Source organism: Rhodococcus sp. ACPA4 (assembly GCF_002300185.1).
Taxonomy (GTDB): Bacteria; Actinomycetota; Actinomycetes; order Mycobacteriales; family Mycobacteriaceae; genus Rhodococcus_F; species Rhodococcus_F globerula.
This window is the reverse complement of record NZ_NSDY01000001.1, coordinates 1,011,974-1,025,817: the sequence shown is the minus strand read 5'-3', so window position 1 is coordinate 1,025,817 and position 13,844 is coordinate 1,011,974. Positions and strand designations below refer to the sequence as shown.

Genomic DNA, 13,844 nt, shown 5'->3' with positions numbered 1-13,844 from the left:
ATCAGTTCCCAACCAACAAGGATACCAACTCATCGCAAGCACGGCTTACATCCTCGTTCACGATGACCGTGTCGAACTCGTCCTGGGCGGCCAATTCGACTCGCGCCGTCTCCAAGCGCCTCGCGACGACCTCGTCGGATTCGGTGCCTCGCCCGGTGAGTCGCTGGACGAGAACGTCCCAACTCGGCGGAGCCATGAACACCAGGAGAGCTTCGGGTTTTGCCTTGCGTACCGCACGGGCTCCGGCCAGATCGACCTCGACCAGTACGGGTCGTCCTGCTTCGAGAGCTTCTTCGACGGGAGCCGCTGGTGTGCCCGATCGCTGCAGTCCGCCGTGAATGTCGGCCCATTCGAGGAGCTCACCGGAATCGATCATCCGCTGAAACTCGTCGCGAGTGGTGAAGCGGTAGTCCTTGCCGTCCACCTCACCAGGGCGAGGATCGCGGGTCGTTGCCGACACGCTGAACATCAACTCGGGCAACCGAGTCCTCAGTTCGCGGACCACACTCGACTTACCGACAGCCGAGGGGCCGGCTAGTACAACCAGCCGACCCCTCCGCACTGCAGTCTTGCTCTCTGACACAGCCTCAGCACTCATAAGAAACTGTTTTCGCAGCGCTCATCACTACTGTTGCGCCAGTTTTTCTCACGGTTCGACTCAGACCTCGAAGTCGAACTTGGTGAGCAGAGCCCGACGCTGACGATCACCGAGGCCGCGGATGCGACGGGTCGGAGCGATCTCCAGCTCGGTCATGATCTCCTGAGCCTTGACCTTGCCCACCTTCGGCAAAGCCTCGAGCAGTGCAGAAACCTTCATCTTGCCCAAGATTTCGTTGTCTTCGGCGTCCTTGAGGACCTCTTTAAGGTCGGTGCCGCCACGCTTCAGGCGCTCCTTGAGCTCAGCCCTGGCCTTGCGGGCAGCAGCTGCCTTCTCCAAAGCAGCAGCGCGCTGCTCATCAGTCAACTGGGGAAGGGCCACGGTTCCTCCGTCTCGTCGTGTGCAAATTTTGTCTATTCCACTGGATAACCAGCAGCGATAGCGACCGTACTCACGCCTGGCGCGAATTGCTAACCCACCCCCCGCGGTCCGGTGCAGATCACGGTGGGTTATGCGCTCTGAAACGTATCTCGAAATCGATGTGCACGACAGCGCTATCTCGACCGAAACAAAACAACATGGACGTTAATATGATTGCGAAAACTATTGTAACACAGGGCTTTTCGGTAAATCTACCGAATAGCACCCAAGGTTGCCCCAGGCGTCGGCCGCACCGCCACCAAACGTGCCCGGTGCCACAGTCAAATTTTTCGACGCAATTCGACGCGTTTGCGCGTGTCGCGAGCGAAACTCACGCAGAAAGCGAAGATTTCGGATCGCCGGCGCTCGCGTCGGCACCGGCATTTCGGTCCGCACCCGGTACGACCAACGCTACGAGGACAGCAAACGCAACCCAGAGTAAAGAATTCTCCAAGACAAAGCCGACAACCGGGACGTCGAGGTCTGCGCCGACGCGCGGCAACCGGAACAGCACCACTGCTGCAGTCAGTGCAACGGCGGCCAACGACCAGGCGGGAATCGTGCTCCTCCCCCGCGGCGGCGTCAAGAGCACGCCAACGGCTGGCACCAGCCACACGAAATGATGGGTCCACGCGATAGGTGTCACTACAGCGGCAAGCAGCGCGACCACGGTAAACGCCGCCAGATCCCCGCGTAAGCGCTGTACACGCCGAGTCGCAAGAATCCCCAGCCCGGCAAGAACAACACACGCAGCCAGCCACACAGGCCCCACCATGGCGTCGGGAAGCACCCGCAGCGCCATTCCACGGAGCGACTGATTTCCGAAGACCGCCGGGTCTCCCACGGCGACGCGTCCCGACAGCGATGCGATGTCACCGAAGTAGTCGAGGCTCGCTCGTGGCAGTATCGCGAAACCTACGGCGGTTGCTCCCGCGAAACCCGCAGCGCCGCCCGCAAAGGCCTTCCACTTCCCGGTGATGACGTAGTAGCCGAGGTAGACGATGGGCACGAGTTTGACAGCTCCGGCTATGCCGACCAGGACGCCCTCGGGCAGCCACTTCGGCCGCGCGAGGACGTCGATCAGGCACAGGAACGTCAGAAACAGTCCAACCTGCCCGTACCCGAGGTGATCCGAAATCGGCGACGCAATCGTCCACAGAATCAGGAATCCCACATAGACCGACAGCGGTCGCTTACGTGTGAGCGGCACTCCCCGGTAGCTCAGTACGATGATCGCGGCCAGCATCAGAAGACTGATGAAACTCCACGTCCACTGCATGAAACCCCAGGTGCCGATCGCCACCGGGACGGCAACGACGGCGGCAAACGGTGGATACGTGAACGGCAATCGGGCGTTGAACGAGCCGTCGTAGAGGTTTGTGCCATCCAAGACGGCCTGCCCGGCCGTCCGGTACACCGCGAGGTCGTCGCCGTGTACACCGGTCAGAGCCTGAAACGCGGTGGCCAACAACCCACACACCACAACAAGCACCCCGACGCGCCACCAGCGACGCGTCCACAATCCGTCCAATCCACTCACCGCAGGACGGTACCACCGCGATCCGACACCACTGGATACGTCGTGATCGCTCACGGATCAGTTCGCCAACGCTGCTTCGATCTCGTCCCGATCACGCCTGGCGGCCTCGCGGAGCGCCGATATAGACGGTCCGTACTTGAGAACACCGCGCGACGAGTTCGGCAGGAGCAACTCCGTCGAACCGGCAAAGATCTCGGCCAGATCGGCGGCTGTCGCACCTTGAGCGCCGAGTCCCGGAGCCAGGATCGGACCGTTGAAGTCGGTCAGGTCCAAGCCGTGATCGCGAGTAGCGCCCACGACCAGTCCCACGGTGTCGCGGCCGTCTGCGTTGGCAGCAACGGCGTCGTCGACAATCGACTGCGCCACCGACACACCACCAGCAGAGGATTGCTGCAATCCGCCGCCCTCGGGGTTGGACGTGCGCGCGAGCACGAAGATTCCGCGCGCATTCTCGCGGGCAAGGTCCAAGGCCGGAGCCAAGGCTCCGAACCCGAGGTACGGCGACACCGTCACCGAATCCGAGGTCAGCGGCGATTCACCGAGCCACGCCTGTGCATACGCATCCATGGTGGAACCGATGTCGCCGCGCTTGGCGTCAGCCACGACGAGCGTCCCGGCGTCGCGAAGAGCCGCGATCGTGCGTTCGAGCACGGCGAATCCTGCGCTGCCGTACGCCTCGAAAAAAGCAACCTGCGGCTTCACGAGTGCAACTTCACCGGTGAACGCTTCGACGCAGATGTCCGCGAACTTCGCCAAGCCGTCAGCGGAGCGGGGCAAGCCCCACGCGTCGAGAAGAGCTGGATGCGGGTCGATGCCCACACACAGCCGCCCCCGGTCCGCAGTCGCGGACCGAAGGCGCTGACCCCAACTGAGGGTCACGACTGTGCGGACGGTTGACGCAGTCCGGCGTGCAGTTCCTGCAAGGAGTGAACGCCGATGTCGCCGCGCAGAACAGCTTCGATGCCCTGAACGGCAGCCGAAGCGCCCTGCACTGTCGTGATGCACGGAATGTTCGACGCCACAGCGGCACTGCGGATCTCGTAGCCGTCGACGCGTGGGCCGGAGTTGCCGTACGGGGTGTTGATGATCATGGCGACCTCACCGCTGCGGATCTGGTCGACGATGGTCACAGCACCCTCAGGCACCTCTTCACCGGACTGCTTGTACACGTTGGTGCACTCGATACCGTTGCGGCGCAAGACCTCTGCGGTGCCGTCTGTCGCGAGGATCGTGAAGCCCAGGTCCGCAAGACGCTTGACGGGGAAGATCAGCGAACGCTTGTCCTTGTTGGCAACCGAGACGAATACGGCGCCTTCGGTGGGCAGCGATCCGTAGGCAGCGGTCTGCGACTTGGCGAAGGCAGTGCCGAAGTCGAAGTCGATGCCCATGACCTCGCCGGTGGACTTCATTTCCGGGCTCAGCAGGGTGTCGACACCGGTTCCGTCGGCGCGGCGGAACCGGTTGAACGGCAGTACTGCTTCCTTGACCGCGATCGGTGCGCCGGCCGGGGTGTTTCCGCCGTCGCCCTCTGCAGGCAGGATTCCGCTGACCCGCAGTTCGGCGATCGATTCGCCGAGCATGACGCGAGCACAGGCCTTGGCCAACTGCACAGCCGTCGCCTTGGAGACGAACGGGACGGTGCGGCTGGCGCGCGGGTTCGCCTCGAGGACGTAGAGGATGTCGTCCTTGAGTGCGTACTGCACGTTGAGTAGGCCCTTGACGCCGATTCCCTTGGCCAGAGCCTCGGTGGAGCGGCGAACGTTCTCGAGGTCTGCACGGCCCAGCGTGATGGGCGGCAGCGCACATGCCGAGTCACCGGAGTGGATGCCGGCTTCCTCGATGTGCTCCATGACGCCCGCGAGGTACACCTCGGTGCCGTCGCAGAGAGCGTCGACGTCGATCTCGACCGCATCTTCGAGGAAGCGGTCGACCAGCACGGGGCGGTCGTCGGAGATTTCCGTGGCCCGGGAGATGTAGTTGGCGAGTGAAGCCTCGTCGTACACGATCTCCATGCCGCGTCCACCGAGCACGTACGACGGACGCACCAGCACCGGGTAGCCGATGCCTGCCGCGATGTCGCGGGCGCCGTCGAACGTGGTGGCTGTACCGAACTTCGGTGCGGGCAGACCGGCTTCGGTCAGCACTCGACCGAACTCGCCGCGATCCTCGGCGAGGTCGATGGCAGCGGGGCTGGTTCCGACGATCGGAACGCCTGCAGCTTCGAGGCGCTTGGCCAACCCGAGCGGGGTCTGGCCACCGAGCTGGACGATGACGCCGGCAACGGTGCCCGACTGTGCTTCGGCGCGGTAGACCTCGAACACGTCCTCGAACGTGAGCGGCTCGAAGTACAGGCGATCAGCGGTGTCGTAGTCCGTCGAGACGGTCTCGGGGTTGCAGTTGACCATGACGGTCTCGTAGCCGGCCTCGGACAGAGTCTGCGCAGCGTGGACACACGAGTAGTCGAACTCGATGCCCTGACCGATGCGGTTGGGGCCTGATCCGAGGATCAGGACCTTGGGACGCTCGGTCTGCGGGGCGACCTCGGACTCGGCGTTGGGGTCGAGTTCGTACGTCGAGTAGTGGTACGGCGTCTTGGCTTCGAACTCTGCGGCGCACGTGTCGACGGTCTTGTAGACCGGGCGTACACCGAGCTCGTCACGCAGAGCGCGAACACCGTCCTCGCCGCCGAGTTCGGGGCGCAGGGCCGCGATCTGACGATCCGAAAGACCGTGATACTTGGCCTGACGCAACGCAATTTCATCGAAAGTTTCTGCAACGCGCAGCTTTTCACCGAGTTCGTGGATCTGCTGGAACTGATCGAGGAACCACGGGTCGATCTTCGTGGCGTCGAAGAGCTGCTCGATGGTGGCGCCGAGGGCAAATGCCTTCTCGATGCCGTACATGCGGCCGTCCTGCGGAACGCTGATATCGGCAAGCAGAGCTTCGAGGCTCTCGGTTTCAACCTCGGGGCCCGTCCAGTAACCCGCACGCTTGGTCTCGAGCGAGCGCATGACCTTGCCGAATGCCTCGGTGAAGTTGCGGCCGATGCTCATTGCCTCACCCACCGACTTCATCGTGGTGGTCAGAGTTCCGTCGGCGCCGGGGAACTTCTCGAACGCAAAGCGAGGAGCCTTGACGACGACGTAGTCGAGCGTCGGCTCGAAGCAGGCCGGGGTTTCCTTGGTGATGTCGTTGACGATCTCGTCGAGCGTGTATCCGATGGCCAGCTTGGCGGCCATCTTCGCGATCGGGTACCCGGTCGCTTTCGATGCCAGTGCCGACGAACGGGAGACGCGCGGGTTCATCTCGATGACAACCAGGCGGCCGTCGGCCGGGTCCATCGCGAACTGGATGTTGCAGCCGCCGGTGTCGACGCCCACCTCACGCAGGATGTCGATGGAGAGGTCGCGCATTGCCTGGTACTCGCGGTCGGTCAGCGTCATCGCCGGGGCGACCGTGACGCTGTCGCCGGTGTGGACACCAACCGGGTCGACGTTCTCGATGGAGCAGACGATCACGACGTTGTCGCGACTGTCACGCATGAGTTCGAGTTCGTATTCCTTCCAACCGAGGATGGATTCCTCGATCAGGACGTTGGCGGTCGGCGACGCAGCCAGACCGCCGCCGGCGATCCGGTTGAGATCGTCGACGTTGTACGCCATACCGGAACCGAGGCCGCCCATGGTGAAGGACGGGCGCACGACAACCGGGTAGCCGAGTTCGGCAACCGTGGCGTGTACTTCGTCCATCGTGTAGCACACAGCCGACTTCGCGGATTCGCCGCCGACCTTGGCAACGATGTCCTTGAACTTCTGGCGATCCTCGCCGCGCTGGATGGCGTCGAAATCGGCACCGATCAGCTCGACGTCGTACTTCTCGAGGATGCCCTGCTCGTGCAGCGCCACAGCGGCGTTGAGAGCAGTCTGACCGCCGAGCGTCGCGAGGACGGCGTCGATCTTGTTGCCCTGCAACGCTTCCTTGGCGATGACCTTCTCGAGGAACTCGGCCGTGATCGGCTCGACGTAGGTAGCGTCGGCGAACTCGGGGTCCGTCATGATGGTGGCCGGGTTGGAGTTGACCAGGCTGACGCGCAGGCCCTCCTCCTGGAGGACGCGGCAAGCCTGGGTGCCCGAGTAGTCGAACTCGCAGGCCTGACCGATGACGATCGGACCGGAGCCGATTACCAGGATGTGCTTGAGATCTGTACGGCGTGGCATTAGTTCTTGACTCCGGTTTCTTTCCGTGCGGAGAGCAGGCTGGTGAAGCGGTCGAAGAGATACGCGGCGTCGTGCGGGCCGGCTGCGGCTTCCGGGTGGTACTGCACCGAGAAGGCCGAATCGTCGAGCAGGCGAACACCTTCGACGGCTCCGTCATTGGCGCAGGTGTGGCTGACCACGGCGCGACCGAACGGGGTGTCGAATTCCTGGCCGGCTTCACCTTCGAGTGCGAAGCCGTGGTTCTGAGCGGTGATCGCGATGCGACCCGTCTGATGCTCGATCACCGGGATGTTGATGCCGCGGTGGCCGAACTTCATCTTGTACGTGCTCAGGCCGAGTGCGCGGCCCAGGATCTGGTTGCCGAAGCAGATACCGAACAGCGGCAAGCCCTGTCCGATGACCTCTTTCGTCAGGTGCACTGCGCCGTCGGCGGTGGCCGGGTCGCCCGGGCCGTTGGAGAGGAACACACCGTCGGCCTTGAGGTCGAGGATCTGCTCGAGGCTCGCGTTGGACGGCAGTACGTGGACGCGAATGCCGCGCTCGGCGAACATGCGGGGGGTGTTCGTCTTGATACCGAGGTCGATGGCGGCAACCGTGTACAGCGCCTCGCCGCCCTTCGGCTCGACGATGTAGCCGCTGGTCGTGCTGACCTCACCGGCAAGATCGGCGCCGAGCATGGTGGGCTGATCTTGAACCCGTCGGACCAACTCGTCGTCGGCGGCGATGGCTTCACCGGAGAAGATTCCGGCCTTCATCGAACCGCGAGTACGCAGGTGACGCACCAGGGCGCGAGTGTCGATACCGGCGATGCCGACAATCGACTGCTCTTCGAGCTTGGCCTGCAGCGAACCCGTCGCGCGCCAGCTCGAAGTCACCCGAGAGGGGTCACGAACGACGTATCCGGCAACCCAGATCTTCGCGCCGGCGCTGTCCCCGGTCGGTCCCACGGACTCGTCGTCCTCGTCGTTCCAGCCGGTGTTGCCGATCTGCGGCGCAGTGGAGACCACGATCTGGCGGTGGTAGCTGGGATCGGTGAGCGTTTCCTGGTAGCCGGTCATGCCGGTGCTGAACACCGCTTCGCCCAGCGTCTGTCCAACCGCGCCGAAGGTGGTTCCGCGGAACACCCGTCCGTCTTCGAGGACCAGTACTGCGGGGCTGCTGTCAAAGCCGCTCATGCGTTCTTTCCGTTCTGCTCGATGTCGCCAGAGCTTGCGTCTTCATTGTTGTTCGTCTTGTTCGAAGCAGTAACCGGCTTGACCCAGTCCGGGTACACCATTTTGTCGTCGCCGCGCACGCCCGTGTCGATCTCGGTTCCGCTCGGCAACTCCCAACGGATGACCAGGACCCCGTCCTTGCTCATGACCTTGCCTGCGAGACCGCTCTCGGTGCGGATCGCGCGGATCGACTTCTCGGGGATCCAGATAGCGGACGCCCCGTCACGCTCGACCAGGATGCCGTTGGAGTAGCGACTGATCTCGCAGGTCGCCCGGAATCCGAGATCTCCGACCGCAATGCGGTCCTGCCAGCTGGGCGCGATGGTGCTACCGACGTACAAGCCGGTGGTCGGCATGACCAGCAATTCGCCCAACGTCGCCGGCACCGAGGGCAGCTCGCCGATCTTGTCTTTCTGTCGTCGGGCGCGGCCACGCCAGCCGATGAACATCAAACCGATCATCGCGGCCCAGAAGACCACCAGACCGACAATCCACAGAACTCTTTCCATCTCCATGACGCCTACTCCTTGCTGCTCAGCAGCCGCGGCGATCCGTCGTGTGCAGTAACGCGGCCACGTAACAGTGTGGTCGTGACCCGAGCAGGCAATGTCATCGACTCATACGGAGTGTTATTCGCGACACTCGCCAGTGCCTTGCCGTGCACGGTCCATTCTGCGGAGGGATCGATCAACGTCAGGTTGGCCGGCTCCCCTACCTCGATGGGGCGGCCCTGATCGTCGAGGCCGACAATCGCTGCGGGACGCTCACTCATGACGCGAGCAACGCCGCGCCAGTCGAGCAGTCCGGGCTCGACCATTGTTTGCACGATGATCGAGAGCGCCGTCTCGAGGCCGAGCATGCCGGGGCGCGCAGCGGCGAACTCGCAGCACTTGTCCTGCTCGGCGTGCGGAGCGTGATCGGTGGCCACGCAGTCGATGATGCCCTCGGCCAGGCCCTTGCGCAGGGCAGCAACATCGCTGGCCTCACGAAGTGGCGGGTTGACCTTGTTGATGGCGTCGTACGTCTCGAGACGCGAATCGTCGAGCAGCAGGTGGTGCGGGGTGACCTCGGCAGTGATCGAAATACCCTGTCCGCGAGCCCACTTGACGAGTTCGACGGTTCCCGCTGTCGACGCGTGGCAGATGTGGACCCGGGCGCCGGCGTCACGGGCAAGGAGTGCGTCGCGGGCAACGATGGACTCTTCCGCGGCGCGGGGCCAGCCGGCCAATCCGAGGCGAGCGGCCGTCGGGCCCTCGTGGGCAACTGCGCCGACCGTCAAACGCGGCTCTTCGGCGTGCTGCGCGATGAGAACGCCCAGCGAGCTGGAGTATTCGAGCGCGCGGCGCATGATCAGCGGGTTGTCGACGCAATGACCGTCGTCGGAGAACATCTTGACCTTGCCGACACCGGCGGCCATGGTTGCCATCTCGGCGAGCTGCTTGCCTTCGAGGCCGACAGTGACAGCTCCGACGGGATGGACGTCGACGAGGCCGACTTCCTGGCCACGTCGCCACACGTGATCGGTGATGACCACGGAATCGGCGACAGGGCTGGTGTTCGCCATCGCGAAGACTGCGGTGTATCCACCCAGAGCGGCTGCCGCAGAACCTGTTTCGATGGTTTCCGTGTCTTCACGACCGGGTTCACGCAGATGCGTGTGCAGGTCGACAAATCCGGGAAGCAGGATCTGACCACTGCCGTCGATCACCTCGGATGCGGTGGCCGGATCCAGGTTCACGCCGATCTCGAGAATGACTCCGTCGCCGACACGGACGTCGACGGCTTCCCCTTCTCCGTAGATCAGTACGCCGCGGAGCAGGACACTCACCGGTGATTCTCCGTTCTGATTGCTTGTCACATCGCACCGTCCTCTGAACCGACCAGAAGCCGGAACAAGACAGCCATACGCATGTGCACACCATTGGTAACCTGCTGCAGCACAGCAGCTTTGGGGGAATCTGCGACGGCCGAGGCAATTTCCATGCCGCGCAGCATCGGGCCGGGGTGCAGGACCACCGCGTGATCGGCCAGCATTCCGAGACGCTTCTCGGACAGGCCGTAATTGATCGAGTACTCGCGCTGCGACGGGAAGAATCCGCCGTTCATGCGTTCGGCCTGGACCCGCAGCATCAGGACTGCATCGAGTCCGGGCAGTTCCGCGTCGAGTGAATGCGAGACGGTGACCGGCCACGTGTGTGCGCCGATCGGCAGCAGCGTCGGCGGGGCAACGAGGACAACCTCGGCGCCGAGCATCGACAGAAGCAACGCGTTGGAACGCGCGACACGACTGTGCAGGATGTCGCCGACAATGGCGATCCGCTTGCCCTCGACGTCGCCGAGACGTTGACGCAAGGTCAGAGCGTCGAGCAACGCCTGCGTGGGATGTTCGTGAGTGCCGTCGCCGGCGTTGATGACCGCGGGGCCACCGTCCGATGCGGTGCCGGTCCACTGGGCGATCTGATGAGCTGCGCCCGACGCGGGGTGACGAACGATCAGAGCGTCGGCGCCGGCAGCACGCAGTGTCATCGCGGTATCGCGCAGCGATTCACCCTTCGACACCGACGAGCTGGATGCACTGACGTTGATGACGTCGGCGCTCATCCACTTACCGGCCACCTCGAAGGACACCCGGGTGCGGGTGGAGTTCTCGAAGAACACCGTCATCACTGTGCGGCCACGAAGTGTCGGGAGCTTGTGAACTTCACGGCCCAGGAGTGCCTGCTCGAAGCGTTCGGCCTCGTCGAGAAGTTCGATCGCGGACTCTCGGTTGAGGTCTGCGATGGAGAGAAGGTGCTTCACGCGCTCTTACCTCCGGAAATGACCACAGCGTCCCGGCCGTCGTGTTCCTGAAGGAGTACCTTGACGTCCTCGGACCTCGCGGTGGGAACGTTCTTGCCGACGTAATCGGCGCGCAGCGGGAGTTCGCGGTGGCCGCGGTCGACCAGGACCGCAAGCTGCACCGCACGCGGGCGTCCCAGGTCACGAAGAGCGTCCAAGGCGGAGCGGACGGTACGGCCGGAGAACAGGACGTCGTCGACGAGTACGACCAACGCGTTGTCGACGCCACCTTCGGGAACGGAGGTCCGTTCGAGGGGGCGGTGCGGCTTGGTGCGGAGATCGTCACGGTAGAGCGTGATGTCGAGAGATCCGATGGGTGTACGCACACCGGAGAATTCTTCGATCTTGTCGCGAAGACGTGTCGCGATGGTGGTGCCCCTGGTGGGAATACCGATGAGGACGACGCGGGGCGCAGTACCTTCTGGTCCGTCGAGTGCCGTTTTCTCGATGATCTCGTGCGCGATTCGCGCGACGGTCCGGCCCACATCCTGGGCGGACAGCAATTCGCGGGTCTCGGCGTCACTGGCCTGCGTTGTATCTGGACCTGCAAGATCGGATGGGCGAGACCCTTCGGGCACGCTCATACAGCGACCTCCTTCTCCGCCTCACTGGACGGATCGTTAAAGGATGTCTGACGGTTCCCCACCCTATCAGCCGACAGACCTGAAACCCGCCGCGCGAGCCGTCGTCATGACGGGTTGTGTGCAGACACACAACCTAAGCTCGCACGGCGGGCGGTAGTACTGAAATACGCGGAACGGTAGAGCTACTCGGTACCCGAATCGGTGTCCTGCGCGCGCTGCGAAGTCGCCGCAGCGGCTGAACGAACCTGCGGAGCTACGAGGACAACCTGGCCGAGGATTCCGTTGACGAATCCGGGCGAGTCGTCCGTCGACAACTGCTTTGCCAATTCGACGGCCTCGTCCACGGCAACAACCGGCGGGACGTCCGTCGCGTGGAAGAGCTCCCACACGGCAATACGCAGAATCGCGCGGTCGACTGCGGGCAGACGCTCGAGCGTCCAGTCCTGCAGGTGCGACGAGATGACCTGATCGATCCGGTCGAGGTTCTCCGCAACTCCGGACACCAAGGTGACCGTGTACGGGGCAACGGGAGCTACTGCGTCGTCCTTGACGGACAGATCGGAACGCTCCGACGCCAGTTCTACCGGGTCGAGGTCACGTGCCTCGGCTTCGAAAAGGAAGTCGACAGCACGCTTGCGCGCCTTGTGGCGCGCACCGAGTTTCTTATGAGTGCCGGACACTTTAGGAATTCACACGCCCGAGGTAGTTACCGTCACGCGAATCGACCTTGAGCTTGTCACCGGTGTTGATGAACAGCGGCACGTTGATCTCGGCACCGGTCTCGAGGGTGGCAGGCTTGGTGCCACCGGTGGAGCGGTCGCCCTGCAGGCCCGGATCGGTGTGCTGAACGACAAGCTCGACCGTGACCGGGAGCTCGACGAAAAGCGGGACGTCCTCGTGAGTCGCAACCTGAACGGCCATGTTCTCGAGAAGGAAACGCGACTGCTCGCCGACGACAGTTTCGCTGATCGGAATCTGGTCGTAGGTGTCGCCGTCCATGAAGATGTAGTCGCTACCGTCGTGGTACAGGTAGGTCATGTCGCGGCGGTCGACCGTGGCGGTCTCGACCTTCACACCGGCGTTGAACGTCTTGTCCACTACCTTGCCCGAGAGCACGTTCTTGAGCTTGGTACGCACGAAGGCAGGGCCCTTGCCGGGCTTGACATGCTGGAACTCGATAATCGTCCACAGCTGGCCTTCGATCTGCAGAACCAGACCGTTCTTGAAATCACTGGTGGAAGCCACTTGCTTCGCGTCTCCTAGGGGGTCGGGAAACCGTCTCAGATGACGGTAAGGTCTTTTGCGGTCAGTGTGAGCAGCTCTGGCCCCTGCTCACGAACAACGAGCGTGTCCTCGATCCGTACGCCTCCGCGCCCGGAGAAGTACACGCCCGGCTCGACGGTCACCGCCGCGCCGGAAAGAAGTGTACCGGTGCCGAGCTTCCCGATTCCGGGAGCTTCGTGGATTTCCAGCCCCACACCGTGTCCGAGGCCGTGCAGGAACAACTCGCCGTACCCTGCGTCGTCGATCACCGAGCGTGCCGCAGCGTCGACGGCGGCACATTCTGCACCGGGAACCAGGGCCGCGCAGCCGGCCGCTTGGGACTTGGCAACCAGTTCGTAGACGTCCCGTTGCCAATCGGAAACAGTCTCCAGTACGTAGGTGCGAGTCATATCGGAGTGATACCCGCCGACCTGGGCGCCGAAGTCCAATTTCACGAAGTCGCCAGACGCCAATACCGCACCGGTGGGTCGGTGATGCGGAATCGCGGAGTTCGATCCGGCTGCCACGATCGTCTCGAAGGAGATTCCGTCGGCGCCGTTCTCGAACATGAGGTTTTCCAGTTCGCGGCCCACCTCGCGTTCGGTGCGACCCGGCCGCACTCCCCCGCGAGTGATCAACTGCGCCAACGCATCATCGGCTGCCGCACACGCGGCACGCAACAATCCGATCTCGTGCTCGTCCTTGACCATCCGTAGTTTCTCGACAAGCCCGCTCACCGGTTCGAACCGGACGGACGGCGCCGACTCCGTCCAGGATCGGTGCTCGGCAAACGTCGCGACGTGCGCCTCGAAAGCCAGGACGTCGCCCGAGAAGGTTCCGATCAAATGCGCTGCGCTCGAACGATCGATTTCGGCCCGCAGATCCGGCACCTGCTCGGCAACTTGCGTGACGTAACGACCGTCCGTGCAGATTACTGTCGTATCCTCGTCGCCATCAGCACCTCGAGCGCTCACCACCAGCGCGGCGTTCGATCCGGTGAACCCCGTGAGGTAGCGGATGTTCAGAAGGTCTGTGACGAGAATCGCGTCGAGTTCGCGCTCAACCAGAAGCGTACGGAGGGCATCGCGGCGGGACCGATGATCAACTGACATGACTCGAACCTACCCGCTCGTCGCGGTCTCCCTCTCAATCCGAAACGCGCGGTTACAG

General features: G+C 63.4%; 13 protein-coding genes. All 13 read right to left on the bottom strand.

Annotated elements, in window-relative coordinates; all coding sequences use genetic code 11:
• Position 1: 1 nt before the first annotated feature.
• The 13 genes from gmk to CJ178_RS04760 all read right to left on the bottom strand — a co-directional run bounded on the left by gmk (position 2) and on the right by CJ178_RS04760 (position 13,786).
• Entirely contained in the window at positions 2-598 is a 597-nt protein-coding gene (gene gmk / locus CJ178_RS04820) for a guanylate kinase (RefSeq protein WP_033232152.1), read from the bottom strand.
• A gap of 60 nt (positions 599-658) precedes the next feature.
• Positions 659-979, bottom strand: a complete 321-nt coding sequence (gene mihF / locus CJ178_RS04815; protein WP_033232153.1) for an integration host factor, actinobacterial type — start codon at positions 977-979, stop codon at positions 659-661.
• A gap of 370 nt (positions 980-1,349) precedes the next feature.
• A complete protein-coding gene (locus tag CJ178_RS04810; RefSeq protein WP_257013003.1) occupies positions 1,350-2,558 on the bottom strand; it encodes a glycosyltransferase 87 family protein in 1,209 nt (402 codons plus the stop codon).
• 57 nt (positions 2,559-2,615) lie between these two features.
• The gene (pyrF, locus tag CJ178_RS04805; protein ID WP_095886248.1) at positions 2,616-3,437 is read right to left on the bottom strand and encodes an orotidine-5'-phosphate decarboxylase; all 822 of its coding nucleotides are present in this window, start codon (positions 3,435-3,437) and stop codon (positions 2,616-2,618) included.
• Positions 3,434-6,775, bottom strand: coding sequence for a carbamoyl-phosphate synthase large subunit (gene carB, locus CJ178_RS04800; RefSeq protein ID WP_033232156.1), 3,342 nt, complete (start codon positions 6,773-6,775; stop codon positions 3,434-3,436). The genes pyrF and carB overlap by 4 nt, the downstream gene beginning before the upstream one ends.
• Positions 6,775-7,950, bottom strand: coding sequence for a glutamine-hydrolyzing carbamoyl-phosphate synthase small subunit (gene carA / locus CJ178_RS04795; RefSeq protein WP_033232157.1), 1,176 nt, complete (start codon positions 7,948-7,950; stop codon positions 6,775-6,777). The genes carB and carA overlap by 1 nt, the downstream gene beginning before the upstream one ends.
• Positions 7,947-8,498, bottom strand: coding sequence for a PH-like domain-containing protein (locus CJ178_RS04790; RefSeq protein WP_095887838.1), 552 nt, complete (start codon positions 8,496-8,498; stop codon positions 7,947-7,949). The genes carA and CJ178_RS04790 overlap by 4 nt, the downstream gene beginning before the upstream one ends.
• Positions 8,499-8,509: 11 nt before the next feature.
• Positions 8,510-9,847, bottom strand: coding sequence for a dihydroorotase (locus tag CJ178_RS04785; RefSeq protein WP_095886247.1), 1,338 nt, complete (start codon positions 9,845-9,847; stop codon positions 8,510-8,512).
• Positions 9,844-10,788 carry an aspartate carbamoyltransferase catalytic subunit gene (locus CJ178_RS04780; RefSeq protein ID WP_095886246.1) on the bottom strand — a complete coding sequence of 315 codons (945 nt, stop codon included), beginning with the start codon at positions 10,786-10,788 and terminating at the stop codon, positions 9,844-9,846. The genes CJ178_RS04785 and CJ178_RS04780 overlap by 4 nt, the downstream gene beginning before the upstream one ends.
• Positions 10,785-11,411: a bifunctional pyr operon transcriptional regulator/uracil phosphoribosyltransferase PyrR gene (gene pyrR / locus CJ178_RS04775; RefSeq protein WP_033232160.1), complete on the bottom strand. Its 627-nt coding sequence runs from the start codon at positions 11,409-11,411 to the stop codon at positions 10,785-10,787. Before pyrR ends, CJ178_RS04780 begins: the two co-directional genes overlap by 4 nt.
• A 182-nt stretch (positions 11,412-11,593) precedes the next feature.
• Positions 11,594-12,091, bottom strand: coding sequence for a transcription antitermination factor NusB (gene nusB / locus CJ178_RS04770; RefSeq protein WP_045067672.1), 498 nt, complete (start codon positions 12,089-12,091; stop codon positions 11,594-11,596).
• Between the two features lies 1 nt (position 12,092).
• On the bottom strand, positions 12,093-12,656 hold the full coding sequence (efp, locus tag CJ178_RS04765; RefSeq protein WP_033232162.1) for an elongation factor P: 564 nt from the start codon (positions 12,654-12,656) through the stop codon (positions 12,093-12,095).
• Positions 12,657-12,691: 35 nt separating this feature from the next.
• Positions 12,692-13,786, bottom strand: coding sequence for a M24 family metallopeptidase (locus CJ178_RS04760; RefSeq protein WP_095886245.1), 1,095 nt, complete (start codon positions 13,784-13,786; stop codon positions 12,692-12,694).
• Between the last annotated feature and the right edge of the window lie 58 nt (positions 13,787-13,844).